The organism is Gracilibacillus sp. D59 (genome assembly GCF_052246695.1).
GTDB lineage: Bacteria > Bacillota > Bacilli > Bacillales > Amphibacillaceae > Gracilibacillus.
The window spans coordinates 74,416-93,914 of sequence record NZ_JBQQCK010000017.1; the positions used below are offsets into that span (position 1 = coordinate 74,416).

Annotated in this window: 20 protein-coding genes and 6 tRNA genes; 3 read left to right on the top strand and 23 right to left on the bottom strand. The window is 34.5% G+C overall.

What is annotated here, in order from left to right:
• Positions 1–64: 64 nt before the first annotated feature.
• From ACTWP4_RS20915 to ACTWP4_RS20925, 3 genes are read right to left on the bottom strand one after another with little or no spacing between them, the layout of a single operon-like run.
• A complete protein-coding gene (locus ACTWP4_RS20915; RefSeq protein WP_443130728.1) occupies positions 65–1,024 on the bottom strand; it encodes an ROK family glucokinase in 960 nt (319 codons plus the stop codon).
• Positions 1,025–1,039: 15 nt separating this feature from the next.
• Positions 1,040–1,228 (bottom strand): YqgQ family protein, encoded by a 189-nt coding sequence (locus tag ACTWP4_RS20920; RefSeq protein ID WP_443130729.1) that lies wholly within the window; start codon positions 1,226–1,228, stop codon positions 1,040–1,042.
• A gap of 56 nt (positions 1,229–1,284) precedes the next feature.
• Positions 1,285–2,742, bottom strand: coding sequence for a spore germination protein (locus ACTWP4_RS20925; protein WP_443130730.1), 1,458 nt, complete (start codon positions 2,740–2,742; stop codon positions 1,285–1,287).
• A 102-nt stretch (positions 2,743–2,844) separates the two neighbouring features.
• Here ACTWP4_RS20925 and ACTWP4_RS20930 point away from each other — a divergent pair, with 102 nt between their 5' ends.
• Positions 2,845–3,714 (top strand): hypothetical protein, encoded by an 870-nt coding sequence (locus ACTWP4_RS20930; RefSeq protein ID WP_443130731.1) that lies wholly within the window; start codon positions 2,845–2,847, stop codon positions 3,712–3,714.
• A gap of 10 nt (positions 3,715–3,724) precedes the next feature.
• Here ACTWP4_RS20930 and ACTWP4_RS20935 read toward each other — a convergent pair whose 3' ends face one another.
• The 4 genes from ACTWP4_RS20935 to rpmG all read right to left on the bottom strand — a co-directional run bounded on the left by ACTWP4_RS20935 (position 3,725) and on the right by rpmG (position 6,434).
• Positions 3,725–5,275 carry a rhomboid family intramembrane serine protease gene (locus tag ACTWP4_RS20935; RefSeq protein WP_443130732.1) on the bottom strand — a complete coding sequence of 517 codons (1,551 nt, stop codon included), beginning with the start codon at positions 5,273–5,275 and terminating at the stop codon, positions 3,725–3,727.
• Between the two features lie 75 nt (positions 5,276–5,350).
• Complete coding sequence (locus ACTWP4_RS20940; RefSeq protein WP_443130733.1) at positions 5,351–5,527, bottom strand: hypothetical protein; 177 nt, start codon at positions 5,525–5,527, stop codon at positions 5,351–5,353.
• A gap of 52 nt (positions 5,528–5,579) precedes the next feature.
• Positions 5,580–6,158, bottom strand: coding sequence for a 5-formyltetrahydrofolate cyclo-ligase (locus ACTWP4_RS20945; RefSeq protein WP_443130734.1), 579 nt, complete (start codon positions 6,156–6,158; stop codon positions 5,580–5,582).
• A gap of 126 nt (positions 6,159–6,284) precedes the next feature.
• On the bottom strand, positions 6,285–6,434 hold the full coding sequence (gene rpmG, locus ACTWP4_RS20950) for a 50S ribosomal protein L33 (RefSeq protein WP_018933855.1): 150 nt from the start codon (positions 6,432–6,434) through the stop codon (positions 6,285–6,287).
• Between the two features lie 165 nt (positions 6,435–6,599).
• Here rpmG and ACTWP4_RS20955 point away from each other — a divergent pair, with 165 nt between their 5' ends.
• Positions 6,600–6,944 (top strand): hypothetical protein, encoded by a 345-nt coding sequence (locus ACTWP4_RS20955; RefSeq protein ID WP_443130735.1) that lies wholly within the window; start codon positions 6,600–6,602, stop codon positions 6,942–6,944.
• 27 nt (positions 6,945–6,971) lie between these two features.
• On the top strand, positions 6,972–7,460 hold the full coding sequence (locus ACTWP4_RS20960) for a hypothetical protein (protein ID WP_443130736.1): 489 nt from the start codon (positions 6,972–6,974) through the stop codon (positions 7,458–7,460).
• A 39-nt stretch (positions 7,461–7,499) separates the two neighbouring features.
• On the opposite strand, the gene phoU is transcribed toward ACTWP4_RS20960, so the two are convergent.
• The 16 genes from phoU to ACTWP4_RS21040 all read right to left on the bottom strand — a co-directional run.
• Positions 7,500–8,159: a phosphate signaling complex protein PhoU gene (gene phoU / locus ACTWP4_RS20965; RefSeq protein WP_443130737.1), complete on the bottom strand. Its 660-nt coding sequence runs from the start codon at positions 8,157–8,159 to the stop codon at positions 7,500–7,502.
• 26 nt (positions 8,160–8,185) lie between these two features.
• Positions 8,186–8,947: a phosphate ABC transporter ATP-binding protein PstB gene (pstB, locus tag ACTWP4_RS20970; RefSeq protein WP_443130738.1), complete on the bottom strand. Its 762-nt coding sequence runs from the start codon at positions 8,945–8,947 to the stop codon at positions 8,186–8,188.
• A 17-nt stretch (positions 8,948–8,964) separates the two neighbouring features.
• The gene (gene pstA / locus ACTWP4_RS20975; protein WP_443130739.1) at positions 8,965–9,834 is read right to left on the bottom strand and encodes a phosphate ABC transporter permease PstA; all 870 of its coding nucleotides are present in this window, start codon (positions 9,832–9,834) and stop codon (positions 8,965–8,967) included.
• Positions 9,834–10,775: a phosphate ABC transporter permease subunit PstC gene (pstC, locus tag ACTWP4_RS20980; protein ID WP_443130740.1), complete on the bottom strand. Its 942-nt coding sequence runs from the start codon at positions 10,773–10,775 to the stop codon at positions 9,834–9,836. The genes pstA and pstC overlap by 1 nt, the downstream gene beginning before the upstream one ends.
• A gap of 89 nt (positions 10,776–10,864) precedes the next feature.
• Positions 10,865–11,899, bottom strand: a complete 1,035-nt coding sequence (locus tag ACTWP4_RS20985) for a PstS family phosphate ABC transporter substrate-binding protein (RefSeq protein WP_443130741.1) — start codon at positions 11,897–11,899, stop codon at positions 10,865–10,867.
• A gap of 339 nt (positions 11,900–12,238) precedes the next feature.
• On the bottom strand, positions 12,239–14,371 hold the full coding sequence (locus ACTWP4_RS20990; RefSeq protein WP_443130742.1) for a peptidoglycan D,D-transpeptidase FtsI family protein: 2,133 nt from the start codon (positions 14,369–14,371) through the stop codon (positions 12,239–12,241).
• A 63-nt stretch (positions 14,372–14,434) separates the two neighbouring features.
• Entirely contained in the window at positions 14,435–15,664 is a 1,230-nt protein-coding gene (locus tag ACTWP4_RS20995; RefSeq protein WP_443130743.1) for an MFS transporter, read from the bottom strand.
• Positions 15,665–15,845: 181 nt separating this feature from the next.
• Positions 15,846–16,457 (bottom strand): superoxide dismutase SodA, encoded by a 612-nt coding sequence (sodA, locus tag ACTWP4_RS21000; protein WP_443130744.1) that lies wholly within the window; start codon positions 16,455–16,457, stop codon positions 15,846–15,848.
• A gap of 166 nt (positions 16,458–16,623) precedes the next feature.
• Positions 16,624–16,699, bottom strand: a tRNA-Phe gene (locus ACTWP4_RS21005).
• A 35-nt stretch (positions 16,700–16,734) separates the two neighbouring features.
• Positions 16,735–16,827, bottom strand: a tRNA-Ser gene (locus tag ACTWP4_RS21010).
• 11 nt (positions 16,828–16,838) lie between these two features.
• Positions 16,839–16,915, bottom strand: a tRNA-Ile gene (locus tag ACTWP4_RS21015).
• Positions 16,916–16,932: 17 nt separating this feature from the next.
• A tRNA-His gene (locus ACTWP4_RS21020) sits at positions 16,933–17,008 on the bottom strand.
• A 15-nt stretch (positions 17,009–17,023) separates the two neighbouring features.
• Positions 17,024–17,097: transfer RNA gene (locus tag ACTWP4_RS21025), tRNA-Met, on the bottom strand.
• Between the two features lie 3 nt (positions 17,098–17,100).
• A tRNA-Asn gene (locus tag ACTWP4_RS21030) sits at positions 17,101–17,175 on the bottom strand.
• A gap of 165 nt (positions 17,176–17,340) precedes the next feature.
• Positions 17,341–18,978: a Na/Pi cotransporter family protein gene (locus ACTWP4_RS21035; RefSeq protein ID WP_443130745.1), complete on the bottom strand. Its 1,638-nt coding sequence runs from the start codon at positions 18,976–18,978 to the stop codon at positions 17,341–17,343.
• 424 nt (positions 18,979–19,402) lie between these two features.
• Positions 19,403–19,499 (bottom strand): IS3 family transposase (locus tag ACTWP4_RS21040; RefSeq protein ID WP_443128304.1); only part of this gene is annotated, 97 nt, incomplete at its 5' end.

Genomic DNA, 19,499 nt, shown 5'->3' on the forward strand with positions numbered 1-19,499 from the left:
GAAGTTTCATAAATCTTAAAAAAAGTTACAATTAATTTACATTATTCCTATAAATCTATAATTGTTAACTATTTTGTAACACAAGGTATGCACCACCATAAACTCCTGCATCATTACCTAATTGAGCGATAACAAATTCACAAGCTTCATTAGTACGTGGTAAGGTATATTTCTCAAATGCTTTTTTTAATGGTTCTAACAATTCGTTACCTGCCTTTGAAACACCACCGCCAATTACAATCTTCGCAGGATTAACAGTAATTGCTACATTTGCCAGAGTAAATCCAAGCACATCAAAAACATGCTGTAATAAATTCTTACTATCGTTATCACCTTCGGCAGCCAATTCAAATACATCTTTTGTTGTAATAGCCCCATTTGTGTCTTTTCGTTTCTTTAATGAAATAGCCTTCCCCTCTGCTATTAATTCCTCTGCTTGTCGGACAATCCCTGTTGCAGAAGTAACTGTTTCAAGACAGCCGCTTCTCCCACAATTACATGGTGCACCACCTTTTTCCACAGTTATATGGCCAATTTCAGCACCAGTACCATTTGCACCAGTGACGATCTTTCCATTGGAGATGATACCTCCTCCAACACCAGTCCCTAGTGTCACTGCTAACATATTCTCTACTTGATTACCGGAACCTTTCCAATTCTCACCTAATGCAGCGATGTTTGCATCATTGTCAACATATACATCCAAGCCTGATAATTCTTCGAGAATATCTTTTAGCTGAAAATTCTCCCATCCGATGTTAACTGCTATAGCTACATTACCCGTTTCTGGCTCAATAAAACCTGGGGCACCTACCCCCATTCCTGCAAAACGTTCTTTCTTTAGATTTAATTCAGAAAGTTTATTCTCGATCGATGACCAAATATCTTTCGGAACACTTTCCCCTTGATTATCCAAATTCGTTGGTATTTCCCATTTGGTAATCAATTCTCCTTGATTTGAAATAATCGCATTTTTTACCGTTGTCCCTCCAATATCAATGCCAATTAATAAATCCGTCTCCATTTTTTCCACCCTTTATTATATTTTTTCTTTCTCTTTTGTGATGATCATTTTTGCTTGAAGAAACTGTTCTTTTGTGATCATATTCACTTTATATAGTTCAGTAACTTCGTCTTCCATTAGTTCTAAATCAGCTAAACGATCACCTATATAGATGATCGTTCCAAATTTTAATAATAATTTTCTTAAATCATAAATATTGTCCACGTCATATCACCTAGGTTATTATAACAAAGACCCTTATAAAAAGAAATAAAAAACTTCTAATTTCTGTCTGGATCTTGAGGACTTAAAAACGATGGACGCTGATGATCATATGGTACAGGCTGACGAATTATTACATGTAGAAATGCTTTTGCATCAAACGGGATGAATGGCCAAAAATAGCCCAGATAAAATGTTTTTAGGTTTGTTAAATACAATATATAGCAGGTTGTCCCGATGACAAATCCTTTTAAGCCAAATAACGCTGTAATAATTAATAATATTATTCTTGTTACACGATTGGCTAAACTTAATTCATAACTTGGAGTTGCAAAAGTAGCCATTACCACTGCTGCAAGATATAATACTACTTCATTAGTAAACCAGCCAACTTCAACTGCGATTTGGCCGATTATAATCGCTGATACCAAACCTAATGCTGTTGCCAGAGCTGACGGTGTATGAATTGCAGCCATTCGCAATACATCTATCCCGATTTCCGCCAATAAAAATTGAACAATTAAGGGAAATAAACCAACTTCACTAGGCCCAATAAATGAAAGTTCTTCCGGTAATAATCCCATTTCCGACGATAATAAATAATATAGTGGTAATAAAAATATCGATGCAAATATAGCAAAAAATCGTACCATTCGCAAATAAACACCAATAAAAGGTTTTTGTCGATATTCTTCTGCATGTTGCAAATGATGCCAAAATGTAGCTGGAGTTATCATTGTACTTGGAGAACCATCAATAATAATTAATATATGTCCTTCATATAAATGTTCAGAAGCCGTATCAGGTCTTTCCGTATAACGGATTGTCGGATATGGATTCCATGTTTTTCCACTTAAATACTCTTCAATGGTTTTTTCAGCCATCGGCAGTCCATCTGTATCTATCTTGTCAAGATGCTTTTTTAACGTCTCCACTTTTCGAGGATCTGCAATATCTTCCAGATAACATATACATATATCTGTTTTAGACCTGCGACCAATCGACGTATATTCCATCCTTAACGATCTATCTCGTATTTTTCTTCTTGTTAAAGCTGTATTAAAAATAATCGTTTCCACAAAGCCATCTCTTGAACCTCTAACAACCCTCTCCAAGTCAGGCTCACTTGGGCTCCTGACAGGATAAGTTCTGGCATCAATCATAATAATACGATCTAAACCTTCAACCACTAAAGCTGTTGGTCCTCCAAGAACTAGTTCAGCAGCTTTATTCATATCCTTTTCAACATCTATTTCTACATAAGGAACATGCCTCTTCATTAATTTATCTAGCGTATCGTGCTCTAAATCCCCTTCTTCCAACTCTGCTAAAAAACGCATTAAATAATGCAGGATTTCATCTTTCACTAAACCATCAATTAAAAATAATGCCATTTGTTTCCCTGCATATTCCACATCTAGGTGAATGAGATCAAAGCTCTTGTCTACCTCTAAATAATCATGTATATATTGGACATTTTTATCATAGTTATGATACAAACGTTTCTCTTGTTCCATGCTCATTCCCTCCTGCTCACATTTAATTATAGTCTACTCTAAATGGACCTTTTTAATGCGGAATGATTTTGGACAAGTTGAAAACAGCAAATGAGGGATATCATGATTAGATCAAGGAAATTACATATTATTACATGCTTATTAATGATGCTGGCTTTGATACTGTTATTGTTAACAAAACGCACGTCCGAAGAGACCATTAAGTATTTCCCACCAGATTCCTCTATTTCATTTTCGTCTGTTGATACTAATTTAAAATTACTAAAAGAAACCGGTAATGACCAATATATGATAAAATGGACGGCCAATAGTGGCTTAGACAGAGAAATTTATTTAAGACAAGATATTTCTCTGTTATATATGGACGGTCGTTTAAAAGGAATGAAAGGATTATGGAAAGAATCCGAAAAAGATATAGGGTTAGAAGTAGTATTTGAGGAAAGTGATAGCAGTCACTTCCAAGCCATAAGTTTCCATCATGGTGAAGTTCATTATCCTAACGACAAAATTAAAAGTATTCAACAAATGTCTGCTGACCAATTGTATGTAATAGATTCGCCGCATACTGCACTGGAATCATTTCGCGAACCTAAGTCACATATGCAACAAGAATGGAAGAAAACCATTGATAAAACTACATCGCAGCAGTTGCAATTCGCCTGGAGGGAATGGATTGATACGGCGAATATTGAGATTGATGATTATAATTTATATCCTTTAACAGCTATTATTCAATTTCAACAACAACCAATTGATGGATTAACACAAGAACAAACAGATCGTATTATCGGACAACTTTGGGAAGGACTGTATAAAAATTATATTTTGCCTATAGCCAATCAATCTAAAACTAACAATCAAATAATGCCTTTGATCTTAATTGACAAAAATAATGATCATTTAATTGTACTTTTCAATAATGAAGCTAACCAACTTGAAAAACTATATCAACAATTATCCGTAAACAACTAAAGAGCAGATATTAGTTTTCTGCTCTTTGTAACTCTTTATATAATGCTTGATAACTATTGTTTTCGCTGTCTAAATCTAACAATCGCTCTGTAGCATCCATTGCTTTATCAAATTCATGCTCTTGTTGATACAATAAAGCTAAATTATACCATGCTTCTTCAAAATCAGCTTTGATCTCCACTGCGTTTTCTAAGTCCTTCTTGGCTTGATCAAATGATTCTATATGAATGTGAGCAAATGATCGATAAAACAATAATTCTGCTTCTAATTGATCAGCATGCGGTAAAGTCTCTGAAACAATTTCTGTTACTTCACTATATTGTTCATCTTCGAGAAGTTGTTGTACTCGTTGAATTTGCAGAGTTTCGTCATACTGTACTTCATCATTGGTTAATCCATATGCCAAAAGGCCAAATATATAAAAAACATAGAGCACAACTGCGATAAGCTGTTGCATAAAAGCTTGTGATTTTGGCAGCATTACAATACCAGAAGCAATAAACCCTCCAATTAACCCGCCAATATGTGCACCATTGTCAACTTGTGGTACAAACACACCAAAAAGTATATTTAAGATAACTATAAAGATGACATTCATACCCATTGTCTTGAAGAAAATTCTCGGATTTTTTATTCCGAAAAAAAGCAGTGCTCCGAACAGACCAAATAATGCCCCTGATGCCCCGGCAGCAATGCTGGGATTTAGCGCAAAGCTAGCCATCCCTCCAGCAATACCGGCAAGAAAATAGATGATGATAAAACGAATATTACCATAGATTCTTTCTACCAATGTACCTATAAAATATAGTGCAAGCATATTTAGAGCTAAATGAAATAAACCAATATGTAAAAACATGGACGTTATGATACGCCACCATTCTCCCTCTAACATACCCACATTATACTTGGCTCCATACTGAATGAGCGTTTCTGGATTTGTCGAGCCACCTCTAGACTCCAATAAGAAAAACATAAGGATATTAATCGCTATTAAAACATAAGAAAGAATCGGTTTCCCTCTATTAAAAACAGCCATTATTTCTTGCTCAGCATTTTTATGTATTTGTTGAATTCGATGCTTTAATAATTCTGTTTGATACTCTAATTCTAATAAATTGTTGTGAACGGAGAAAGATAACGCATGATTTAGTTGGGCACTCTGAAAAAATCGAACAAATTCTTCATCTTGATGTTGACTACACATATAAACAAGTGAAGCATCAATTTTAGTAGTTGAAGAATCGCTGCTCTTTAGATTACTCCAACTATCAACAGGTTGATATTGAACAATAAAAATATGATGGAACGAAATATTTTGTTGAAATAATGGTAGTTGGATATTTTGTTCAACCTTTTTTTCAACCTGTTTTACAGATGCTTCAAGCTCCCTTTTCCAATCATATTGTTTTAATGATACTCTCACTATATCTGTATTTCTTTTATTTCTCTTCCAAAGCAAATATTCTTCTTGATTAGAAGAAGTTGTTAAAAGTTCGTATTCCTCTTTTTCCATTAAATGAAGTACCAGTTTATTTTGAACAAATTGGTTCTTAATAAACATGTCAACACCTACCTTATCACTATTCTAATCTTACCATGAATATTAGCGTTTAGAATAATAATAAGGATTAACGGCTTATTTAAACATGGAGCCTATCATTTTATTACGGAGAAACGGGATATTCATGGCTATTCGCACTCCCCATTTTCTTAGTTGTGGTACACTTATGATCATCTTGGTAATACTATTACGAAATACATATCCAATGGAACCTATTACAGTAAGAAAGAAAAAAACTTTTGTTATTTTCATTAATATTCACTCCTGCTTTTTGATATTAAAAGTTTTTTCTTTTATTAAAAAATTATGTATGATGACAATAAATTTTTCCGAAGTTTGTTATTAGAATATCAACTGGTTTATCGTGTATTTCTTGAATTATCGTTTCAACAATTTGAAAATCAGCAGCAAGTGACACTTTAATGCCTGTAAAGTCTTCTAAATAGCGATCATAGAAACCTCCACCATACCCAACTCGAAAACCTTGCTTGTTAAATACGATTCCTGGTACGATCATGAGATCAATTTGCTCTTTCTCAATATATAATGCATTTGCTATGGAAGGTTCCCATATGTCTGCCCAAACATTTTCTAACTGATCACCTGCTTGATATTGGTAAAAGGACATTGATTTATCATGAGGATTACATTTAGGAATGGCAATTCTTTTTCCTTGCTGCCAAGCATGATTGATTAAACATTTCGTATCCCACTCTAACCCTTTAGAAATTGTTACACCAATGGTCTGTGCTTGAGACCAAATATCTGCCTGTAAAAGTTTTTTATGAATAGAACGTTCGATTACCTTCCTATTCCTCATGTCTTGCCACTGGTTTAATGTGTACTTTCGTTGTTGTTCTTTTATAGTAGATAACTTTTCCAACAATCAGCACCTCCTTCTTAACTAACATTGAATTATGATAGATCATCAATAGACACGATTATTAACAACTTATATAAGAAAAACTCTTACCAATGTAGAATGGTAAGAGTTCTTCTGTTCATTTCATTATTTTGTTTCACGGTGTAACGTGTGTCGTTTCAAGCGTGGGCTGTATTTTTTAAGCTCTAAACGCTCTGGATGTTTACGTTTATTTTTAGTCGTAATATAATTACGGTCACCTGTTTCAGTACAAGCTAAAGTAATATTAACGCGCATGGTTTTCCCTCCAAACTAAATCATACATCATTCTTTTTCGATATCAAATCATTACCTAGAATATAATAGCAAAAAGCGACGACAATTTCAAGTATATGTTTTATTGTAATCTCAAATATGGTATAACTATATATGAAGATAATGGTTAGAACTAGGAGGAAAGTCATGTTATTTACAATAGGTACTGTTATTATTATAGCTGTAATCTTATGGATTGTATCCTTTTTTATGCAAGATAAATTTAAACAATTAGAAGATCAATTTGAGCAATTCTCAATCTCATCCCTACAAGAAACATATCAATTAAAAAAGAAAATAAATATTTTAGAAGAAGAATTGTTAATTGATGATTTCTCAGTGGAACAATCGATAAGTTCTAGAAATAATCAGCAAACGCCAATCATGAGAAAGGTAAAAGAATTATACAATCAAGGACATGATACGGATTATATTGCAGAACACGTTAATATGAATGAATATGATGTTATTTCAATCATTAAACAATTTTAAACTAGCAAAAAAGAATGAGGGATTACATTGAAGCAAATCATTAGAGCATTTTCTCTTGGATTATTTGTCGCAGCTGTCATAATAGGTTTTACGTATTATGTTGAAGAACCATCTCCTGCTGATTCTACTTCTGCCGTGTCCATCAATGAAACTGTTACATCGATTGAAGAAGAAGGTTATTATGTTTACGAAGAAGATATGGAGCAGAAGGTAAATGAATTAGAACAGGAAATAAAATCATTAGAGAGTGAACAAGGGAATGAAACTGATTCAAATAGCGCGGATGAACACGCTACAAACGATCAACCGGTTGAGACAACCATTTCAATTGAAGAAGGAATGAGTATTCCTACTATTGTAGACTTACTGATAGAAAAAGAGATTATCACTGATGAAGATGCATTTATTACATATCTTGAAGAAAACGAAATCAGTAGAAATATTCAAATTGGTGAATTTACACTTCATGATCAAATGGAAATAGCTGAAATAGCAAACATTTTAACGGGTCAATAAAAAGGATTAACCGATTAAGGTTAATCCTTTCTTTCTTCATTATTCATTTAAATCTGCTGACTCACCTTTTACTAAATACATTACATCTTCCCCAACATTTGTGGCATGATCGCCGATTCGTTCTACGTATCTTCCACTGAAGGCCATTTGCATAATATGCTGTATTTTTTGTGGATTGGTTGCAGTTTCTTCAAGTAATTCTCTTAACATGGAAGAATACATTCCATCGATCATATCATCCATATCTCCCAATTTTCTTGCTAAAGTAATATCCTCATTTTCATATGCCTTAATTGCTAAATCAATCATTTTGGTAGCAATTTCTTTCATTTCAGCAATAGATTTATGAATTTCGATCCCATGATCTTTACCAAGATGAATTGTTGATTTGGCAATGTTTTTAGCATTGTCTGCCATTCTTTCAAGGTCTGACGAAACACGAATCGCAACTACTAACCTACGTAAATCAGTTGCAACAGGTTGTTGTCTAGCTATTAACAGAATAGCAGCTTCATTTATTTCAAAATCGAGTGAATCCAATTGTTTATCAGCTTCAATTACTTTTTCCGCACGTTCAATATCACTGTTGTATAACGTTTCAACCGCTGATGTTAATTGTTCTTTTGCTTTCTTTGCCATTTCAATGATTAGTTCTTCTACTTTTTTCACTTCACTTTGAAAAATTTCTCTACCTACCATATTGCACTTCCTCTCACAAATTATAATTAACCGAAACGTCCAGTAATGTAGTCTTCTGTTCGCTTATCTTTAGGATTGGAGAACAGCTGATCCGTATCGGAAAACTCAACTAGCTCACCATTAAGCATAAAAGCTGTTTTATCAGAGATTCTTGCTGCTTGTTGCATGTTATGTGTAACAATAACAATAGTATAATCTTTTTTTAGTTCTTTAATTAATTCTTCGATTTTTAAAGTTGAAATTGGGTCTAATGCAGATGTAGGCTCATCCATTAAAATTACATCAGGCTCAATTGCCAGACATCTTGCAATACAAATTCTTTGCTGCTGGCCTCCTGATAAACCATATGCATTCTGATTCAAACGATCTTTTACTTCATCCCAAATTGCAGCACCACGAAGACTCTTTTCTACTATTTCATCTAAAACTTTTTTCTTTTTAATCCCATGTATTTTGGGCCCATATGCCACATTTTCATAGATCGATTTTGGGAAAGGATTTGGTTTTTGAAATACCATTCCAACATGTGTTCTTAATTCCTCAACCATTTGTTTTTTTTCAAAGATATTTCTATCATTATATTTTATTTTTCCAGAAGTATTCACAATGGGTATCGTTTCAATCATTCGATTTAAAGATTTTAACAATGTAGACTTACCACAGCCAGATGGCCCAATTACCGCTGTTATTTCTTTTCTGGGAATTTCCATACTAACTTGATACAATGCTTGCTCATTACCATACCATAAATTGAAATCTTCTATATTAAATGCATTTACAATTGTCATGTATAGCCCCTCTTTTCTTAATATCTCTTTTGGAATTTATTTCGAATCCATACCGCAATAGCGTTCATAAATAATAATATGATTAATAATACGATAATTCCTGCCGCTGCAACAAATTGCCATTCTTCTTGAGGTCTTGATGTCCAACTATATATTTGAATGGGCATTACAGTATACTTTGACAAAAAGGAATCAGGAATAGAATAAATGGCAGTTGCTGCACCCACAATAATTAATGGTGCAGTCTCGCCAATTGCTCTTGATAATGCTAAAATTGATCCGGTAATAATACCTGGGATTGATGCAGGCAATACAATACGCCAGATGGTTTGCCATTTTGTTGCCCCCATACCAATTGATGCCTCTCTAATTTCATTCGGAACAGAGCGAATTGCTTCCTGAGCAGCTACAATAATTACTGGTAATACTAGCAGACTCATTGTTAATCCACCTGCAATTAATGTGTAACCAAATCCCATAATATACACAAAAAATGTTAAACCTAATAGGCCGAAAACAATAGACGGAACGCCTGCTAAATTTTGTACATTCACTTGGATAAAGCGTGTGAATTTATTTTGTGATGCATATTCTTCTAAATATAATGCTGTTGATACTCCAATAATAATAGATACCGGAGCAGTTATTCCCATCATAAATATAGAACCCATAATACCAGCAAATAGACCTGCTTCTTCAATATAGGGGGCGGGAAAGTTTTTTAAAAAATCTATACTTAAATAGCCAAGTCCTTGGCTTAATATTCGGTAAATAAGTGCTGCTAGAAATAGCATTGCTATACTAGTAGCAAAAATAAATAGACCTTTAAACAGTTTATTCATGGTAACGCGACTCTTTATTTGTTCGCTTTTAATTTGTTGTGACATTAGTAATCCTCCTTAAATCGACGAGATATATACTGTGACAAGATATTCATCAATAATGTGAAGATAAATAATGTTATCCCTACCGCATAGATACTATTATATATAGTTGATTGATATGAAGTATCTCCTGTGGCACCTTGCACAATAAAGGCAGTTAGTGTTTGAATCGATTCAGTTGGATTAAATGTTAAGTTTGGTGTTGCACCTGCAGCAATTGTCACAATCATTGTTTCACCAATAGCACGTGAAATCGCAAGTACAATGGATGCAATAATTCCAGATAAAGCAGCTGGTAATACTACCTTAATAGCTACTTCAAAACGGGTTGCTCCTAAACCAAGTGCACCATCCCGCAAGCTATTTGGAACGGCACTCATCGCATCTTCTGATAATGAAGCAATCATCGGAATAATCATAATTCCAACAACTATACCAGCACTCAAAGCGTTAAAAATACGCATTTCCGTAAATACTTCTCCTAATAAAGGTGATACAAATGTTAAGGCAAAAAACCCATACACCACTGTAGGGATACCTGCCAAAATTTCAAGAATAGGTTTAATTATTTTTCTAGTTCTATCTGTTGCATACTCACTTAAAAAAATTGCACTAGCCAATCCAATTGGCATTGCTACACAGATCGCAATGAAGGTAATTAACAAAGTCCCTGCAATCAATGGTGCTACTCCGAAATGATCAGTCCACGGAGACCAATTAGTACCAAAATAAAAATCTGTTATTGGTACATCTGAAAAAAATGTTATAGATTCACGTAATAAGGTAAATAGTATTCCTATAGTTGTTAATACAGAAACAATAGCACACAATAATAAAAATATCGGCACTATTTTTTCCACAGCATTACCCATACTTTTCTTTTTCTTATTTTTTTTAATCATGTCTTGAACGGATAAATTCTTTTCCATCTGATTGTTCGCCATGATAATCCCCTTCTCTTTCTTAACAAAGATGATGGGACAGAGAACTCACTGTTGTACGTGAGCCTGTCCCATATAGTACTGTTCCAAAATTAATTCCCTGCTAATTCGTTAATTTTATCTAACTGTTCTTGGTATTTTTCATCTGGAAGTGCTACATAACCTACTTCTTCAGCAGCCGCTCCCGCATTATTAAGAACAAATTTTGCAAAATCATGTACTTGCGGTTTTTCTTTTAGGTAGTCCACATTTACATAAGTAAACAATGGACGAGAGAGTGGTGCATAAGAACCATCCTGAATAGTTTCACCAGTTGGTTTAACTGGATTGCCATCACCATTGTCAATTCCTAATACTTTTAAAGTGTCTTGATTTTCTAAATAATATGCATAGCCAAAGTAACCAATTGCATATGGGTCATTTTGAATACCAGTAACTAACGTATTGTCATCTTCAGACAATGTTGTATTTTCGTCTTCACGCATTGGTTTTTCTTCCAAGATTACTTCATTAAAGTAATCAAAAGTACCAGAATCATGACCTGGGCTGTAGATTACAATGTCTTCTTCAGGCCAATCAGGATTCAAATCAGACCACTTAGTAGCGGAACCATCTGCTAAGAAGATTTCTCTAAGTTGATCAACTGTTAAGTTTTCAACAAAATCATTTTGTTGACTAACTACTACTGATAAACCATCATAAGCAATTTCAACTTCGTGAAGTGTAATTCCATTTTCTTCTGCTTTAGCAACTTCCTCCTCTTTGATCGGGCGAGAAGCATTACTAAAATCAATTTCACCTACAGTTGATTTTTTAAATCCGCCACCAGAACCTGATGAGTTTAGTACCGCATCTACATTTGGTTGAGCTTTATTGTATTCATAAGTTAAATATTCCATAATTGGTAGAACTGTGGATGAACCATCAATATTTACCGGACCAGATAATTCTTTTTCAGATCCTTCTTCTTCTGTTGTTTCATCTTGACTACCTTCATTTGCACTCGCTTCGTTATTTGTTTCTTCTTCTGTGTTTTCTGCGTCATTCGGAGCATTGCCACATGCTGCCAATACGCCTACTGTTAGAAATGCAACAGCAACTAACATTATTAACTTCCACTTGTTCATTCTTACTTCCCCCTATAACATACTTAAAATTGTTAGCTCTCATTTGAAAGCTTCTATTACATCGTAACTGATAACTATTAAACTACTATTAACCCAATGTAAAGAGATTGTAAATTCGACAATTTTATTGTTTTGGGGAACAAAGAACCAGATAAAGCAGAAGAAATAATACTAATATGTTTTCAGATCATCATAAACTACATGACTAGTTAACTATCTCCTAATTTATTACTCATTTTTAGCGAGAATTATACGAAAGCGTTGTGATATCAACGTTTATATATTTCTTACATTATAAAAAGGCCGAAACTAGTAATCCTACTAGCCTCGACCTTACCATCACTCTTCATTTGAACTGTTTTGCTCTTGATCATTTTGTTCTTTTTTGTCTTTTGATTCATAATAAGCTTTAACTATTCGTTTTCCAATTTCATGATTAATATGATATTGACCAATCCCCGTACCATTTTTAGGTACAACTACTGCAAATGCTACTTCAGGGTTTTCCGCTGGGCTGTATCCTACTAATGTCAAATTTTCGGTGTCAGCTACTTTTTCACCATTTTTATATTGAGGATTTTGAGCCGTACCAGTTTTACCTGCTACTTCATAAGGAAAGCTACTCCAAGCACCACTTGCTGTACCACTAGTAAATACTCTTCTAAATCCTTTTTGAACACGTTCAATATATTTATCGTCCATTTCTAATTTGTTCATCACTTCAGGATTAATCGATTTGATAATTTTACCAATACCATTTCCGTTTCCTGGTTCCCTAATTTCTTTTACTAAATGAGGTCTCATTCGGTAACCATCATTAGCAATCGTTGACACATATTGTGCTAATTGTAACGTAGTGTAAGCATCATATTGTCCAAAAGAAAGGTCAAGATATTCTCCGGCGTTGGTCGGATTTCCAATAACACCGCTCGCTTCATAAGGAAGGTCTATTCCTGTTTTGGTCCCAAGGCCGAATTGACTGTAATAATATCTTAACGTATCGAAAGAATTAAAACTAAAATTGTATAAAGGTTCATTTCTTCTATAAGTAGCGCCACTAATTCTAAGGGCAATTCTCATCATGTAAACGTTAGAAGACTTTTCAAGAGCTTGAATATCATTGAGTCTAGGTCCTAGATAGTTTGAGTAAGAAGATTTTTCTTTTGAACCCTTAATTTTTATTGCTGATTCATCTAGATAAGTACCTATATCAATCACACCTTCTTGATACCCAGCTAATACCGTAGCACCTTTAATAGAAGAACCTGGTGCATGCGAATCATAAATAGTTCGATAAGCATTATTTAGATACTTTTTTTCTTCTCGATCATATCTTATCGCCGATAAAGCAAGTATTTCACCAGTTTGCGGATTCATCATTACAGCCATTGCATCTTCTAAATAACCATTGTTATTTACAGGGTGATTAATGGCCTTCCTCAACTCATCTTCTACGATTTCATCAACTTTTTTTTGAAGTTCCATATCAACCGTAAGAATAATATCTTTGCCTCTTTGTCCCTCAACGACAACCTCAGAGTTAACAACTGCCCCTTCCGAGTTTGTGGTATACTGTACTTTTTCCTTTCTACCTCTCAGAACATGTTCATATTGTTGTTCTAACCCACTAGTACCAACTCGGTCATTCCATGTATAACCGTTTTTTAAATAAAATTCACTATTCTCACGAGGGATTCCTTCATCTGAAGTTGTTAAGTTCCCCAAAAATGAACTTAGTGTTCCATCATACAAACGCTCTCGATCCCAATCAATTACTGCATCTATTCCAGGTAAATCATGTAAGTGTTCTGCTACTTGTGCATATTCTTTTTCAGTTAAGCCTTCATTCACTATAACGTGTGGTGATAGTTCGTAGGCAACATCTAGTTCTTTCTTGATCGCAATTATATTTAATAATTCTGGTGTCCATTCAATTTCAGCCAAATCCTCTTCCGTAATTGCTTCAAGTTCAGCTTGGTACTGCTCACCAGTGTCAAGCTTTTCTTTTTCTTCTTCTGTTAACAGATCGGATACTTTATCTCTGTTTTTTAAGTACCAATACTCTTTCTTATCACGCTCACGAATTGCTTTCTTAAGTTCAGCTTCATCTTTAATAATTGTTATATATTTTGCTAAATCTTCTGCTAATTTAAGTCGTTCTTCTGCTGTATCCCCATGTTTTGGAGGTGTGTAGGTGATCGACTTTACCGCTTTATTGTCTAATATCAGATCATGGTCACTGTCGTACATTTTACCCCTTGGTACTGGTTTTTTAGAAGGCGTATTCTCTGTTTGATTAATTTTACGTTGTGCTTCCTCCCCATTAAGTATCTGAACAACACCTAATTGTACAATTAACAATGAAAATACAAGAAATACAGTCACAAATAATATATTTAATCGAAAAGGTAGTTGAGCCTTTTTCTTTTTTAATTTTTTCTTCTTCTGTTTTAAATCCGGATGTTGGTTCATCCTACATTCCCCCTAATGAAAAACATCCCATTTATTATAACATGATCCAAAAACCTTTACTATCTATTTAACATTATAAATAGAGGAATCTGTTTTTCGCACGAAATAATAAGCGATTAAGTTACCACCACCAATTGTTAACAATAAAATCGGAATCATGATTTCAGGGTCTATCATGGAAACACTAATAATAAAAATTAAAATCGCTGATACCCTGCCAAAGTTAACAAATAATTCCCTAATAATTATATATTCTATCCTTAAATCTCTTGCTCCCTTCGCTTTTCCAATAATATCGTACGTCAATGAAATGAATGGGACATTGTAAATAGGATATGCAAACCCTACGACAATTCCATATACTAGTAACATCCAATAACCTGTTTGAAAAACAAATAACCCAACACCTGCATATAACAATATCCCACCAAGCAAAATTGCATATTTTCTATGTTCAACCTTTAAGAGTTTGGTTACCAAAAAATAACCGATAAAAGAACATAATGAAACAGTTAAATTAAATCCACCTAACGCAAATTCACTATTAGTAGCAATATATACCCAAATAGCCACAATGAATATAAATAAGCCCTCTCTTAACCCTTGAAAAATATGGGCATATAAAATATTTCGCCAATTTGGGTTGTTTCTTCTCTCTAACACCACATTCTTAAAATAAAATTTGCCGGTTGCTTTTCTTTTCTTCAAAAAAAACGAACATACTACTGCAATTAAAAATAAAAAAAAGGATACAAAGAAAATCAAGCTATATCCTTGGAAATTATCAAGCTTAGTAATAATGTAACCAGCAGAGAAAGGACCAATCATCCCACCTAATGATTGTAACGTGCCCAGTATTCCGTTAAAAAAGTCCCTTGTTTCAGGCTCTGTAACTTCGAAGGTTAAAACATTAAATGCTAACCAGTAAAAACCGTAACCTATTCCTAAGATGGCACCTAATAAATAAGGAAAACGGGAAGCATTCTCACCTGCTAATAATACGGTCACATAGAAAACAGATAAAAAAGTAACACCAGTTCGAATAATTATGGTTCTATCAACTTTCTTTGCACACTTTCCAGCTATAACAAAAGATATTGGCTGCAGGATATAAACAAACAAATTATATATGGCAATATCAATATAATCTCCAGATTGTTTCCATAAAAAAATATTTACAAAAGTATTGGATAAGAATGTTGCTAGTGCATATAAGCCGCCTATTGTTAATAACAACTTTAAATCTTTTCTATTCGGCATTGCTTTTTTTGTACTTTTCACCATTTCGCTCATCTTTTACACCTCACTACATCTAACCTTTATTTTGGTCTAGAAAGTAGTAGATATACATAAAGAAAATGTTATCACCTAAATATGACTAAACATAATGTAAGGCGATATCGCAATAAAAAGCGTAAGCAAACAAATAAAAAGGGCTATAGAATCAACTATAGCCCTTTCTCGATTTATTTTATTATTTCGCTTCGTTATATAAGCTTGATACTTTATTCCAGTCCACTACATTCCAGAAAGCGGCGATGTAGTCAGGACGTTTGTTTTGATATTTTAAATAATATGCATGCTCCCAAACGTCTAATCCTAAAATTGGTGTTTTACCTTCTGAAATAGGAGTGTCTTGGTTAGGTGTACTAGTAATTTCAAGATTACCATTATTTACTACTAACCATGCCCAACCTGAACCAAATCGACCTGCTCCAGCTGCTGCAAATTCTTCTTTGAATTTATCGAAGCTACCGAAAGTAGAATTGATCTCATCTGCAAGTTCACCTGTAGGTTCACCGCCACCATTTGGTGACAGCAAAGTCCAGAACAAGCTGTGATTTGCATGTCCACCACCGTTATTTCTTACTGCAGTACGGATGTTTTCTGGAACGGCATCAAGATTTGCAAGAATGTCTTCGATTGATTTATTTGCTAAATCATCGTGACCTTCCAGTGCAGCATTTAATTTGGTAACATAAGTATTGTGGTGTTTTGTGTGATGAATGTTCATTGTTTCCTTATCAATATGAGGCTCTAACGCATCATATGCATAAGGTAGTTCTGGTAAAGTAAAGTTTGCCATGTTTCATTCCTCCTATTTTGTAATTAGAAAGTATAAAAAGCTCTCTATGACAAATGGTATCAAAACACCAAATTAAAATGCAAATATTTAGCATCTAGGATGAGATGTTTCTCCTTGCCCCATTTCAACAAAAATAAAAAAACAAGCTTCATTTAGCTTGTTGAAATGGTGGCTCGGGACGGAATCGAACCGCCGACACACGGATTTTCAGTCCGTTGCTCTACCGACTGAGCTACCGAGCCTAACGATATGTAATTATGATGCAAATCAATATGTATGGCGGAGGAGGAGGGATTCGAACCCCCGCGGGCCGTGAAGCCCCTGGCGGTTTTCAAGACCGCTCCCTTCAGCCGGACTTGGGTACTCCTCCGCAATATTAAATGGTGGACCCTGCAGGATTCGAACCTGCGACCGATCGGTTATGAGCCGATAGCTCTAACCAACTGAGCTAAGGGTCCTTTATTCTATTTTATGATGGGGCGACCGGTGGGGATCGAACCCACGCATGTCGGAACCACAATCCGATGTGTTAACCACTTCACCACGACCGCCATCGGTATTTTTAGTAGCGGCGGAGGGAATCGAACCCCCGACCTCACGGGTATGAACCGTACGCTCTAGCCAGCTGAGCTACACCGCCATATGGCTCCACAGGTAGGATTCGAACCTACGACCGATCGGTTAACAGCCGATTGCTCTACCACTGAGCTACTGTGGAATGAAATTATGTAATCACTGAAGCGACATTTAATAATTTATCACAGCAGGATATATTCGTCAATAGTTTTGTGTATTTTTTTCTAATAAATTTTCAAAAAACAACATATTCCCGTATAAAATATGGCGGAAGCAGTCATAAAGACTACTTCCTATTTGTTTTTATTTAGTGTTTTTGTCTTTCGCCTAATACTTCATCAGCAATGTTTACAGCATGGTCACCGATACGCTCAAGGTTACTGATTATATCTGCAAACACAATACCAGCTGCACCTGTGCATGCTCCCTCATTTAAGCGAATGATATGTTTTTTGCGATATGATCTTTCCATTTTATCTATTTCATTTTCTTTTTGTACAACATTTAATGCTGCTTCCCTATCCATGTTTTCTAATGCTTTTATAGCCTCTTTCACTGTACTGATCGTTAAATCAAACATATCATTTAGATCAATCATTCCTTGCTCTGTAATATCAACTTTATTAGATATTTTGTAATTAACTAACTCAGTAATGTTTTCAAAATGATCTCCGATACGTTCTATGTCTCGGACAGAATTAATCAATGCTGAATGATTTTCGCGTTCAGACTCCGAAAAATTCGTTCCCGATAACTCTACTAAGTAAGAAGTTATTTCACGATCAAGGTTGTTTAATGCACCTTCCAGCTGTTGAGCCATTTCTGCATTTTTCTGCTTATGACTATTTAAAAACATGCTTGTTTCTTCGAGACCTTTAATTGCATATTTCCCCATGTGAATGACTTCTTCTTTAGCCTGATCTAACGCCACAGAAGGAGATTGCTTAATAAAAATTGGATCTAAATGCTGTGCTTTATATTTTACGGCCGTATCTTCACCAGGAATAATTTTAGTTACTAACAATGCCAGCAATCCGATAAACGGAAATTGAATAATAGTATTACTCAAGTTGAAGATACCATGTGCAAAAGCAATTGACATAGCTGAGTTAAGATCTAGCCATGCTTGTATATTTTCAATAAATGTTGTATAAAGCCCAAGAATACTTAATACGATAACAATTCCGATCAAGTTAAAAATGACATGTGTTAATGCTGCACGACGAGCTGCAACCGTTGCTCCAATAGAGGCAATCACTGCTGTTATTGTAGTACCTAAATTATCCCCAAATAAAACAGGTAACGCTGCCTTAAGTTCTATCGCCCCTTCGCTCATAAGGCTTTGTAATATACCAATGGTTGCACTTGAACTTTGTACTATTACAGTGAACACTGTACCTATAACTACACCTAGAATAGGTGTTTCGGACATACTTAAAGTTAATTCATGGAACATTTCAACTTCTCTTAAAGGCTTCAGTCCAGTTCCCATTAAATCAAGCCCGTAGAATAATGCACCAAAACCAAAGATTGTTAAACCAAGGTTAGATAACTTATTGTTTTTCGTAAAAAATAACATAAGAGCACCAACTGCTAGAATTGGTAATGAATATTCTTTAATTTCAATACCGATAATGAATGCAGTCATTGTCGTACCGATGTTTGCCCCCATAATAACACCAATAGATTGTCTTAATGTCATAAAGCCGGCATTTACTAAGCCCACGGTTAATACAGTAGTACCTGAACTCGTTTGAATGAGGATGGTAACAATCATCCCGGCTATTACTCCCATGAATGGATTACTGGTTGTCTTATCCAAAATCTCTTGAAGTCGATCTCCGGCAGCTTTTTGTAGTCCCTCTCCCATGTATTTAATACCAAGAAGAAAGATCCCTAATCCACCGATAAATTGAAAAATCATTGCTTGTACATTTACATCCAACAGTGTTCATCCCTTCTCACAAAACTTTGTCTTTCTTTAGTATGACCAATGTGTCAAAAGTATTGCCCCTTTAATTATTCTATATCTATAAAATTACGACAAAATCAGACAAATCCTTCACACACCAATCCATTATTAATGATTTGTTGAGGATTTGTAAAGGATTTTATTAAAAATTTACAAAACCTTAACAAACAATTTCATTATAACAATATTTGGACATAATAATAGTCTTTTTGACAAAAAAATTATTGATATATTTTTACAAAGAAATAAATGTTTCTTAATATGTTATTTTGAGCAATAAATTCTTATTTATCAGTAGAAGTACATAAGGAGCTTGCGGATGGGTTATTATTTTTTTGTACAAACAAAAGAAAAAAGCCCACTCTAAGGTGGTTACCCCCAAAAGTTAGAGTTTTTATTATGCAGCTAATTGGCTGGACTGAGTTCGGTATTCGACTGGACTCAATCCAGTCAATTTTGATTTTGAACGTTCATTGTTATACCAGTAGATATAT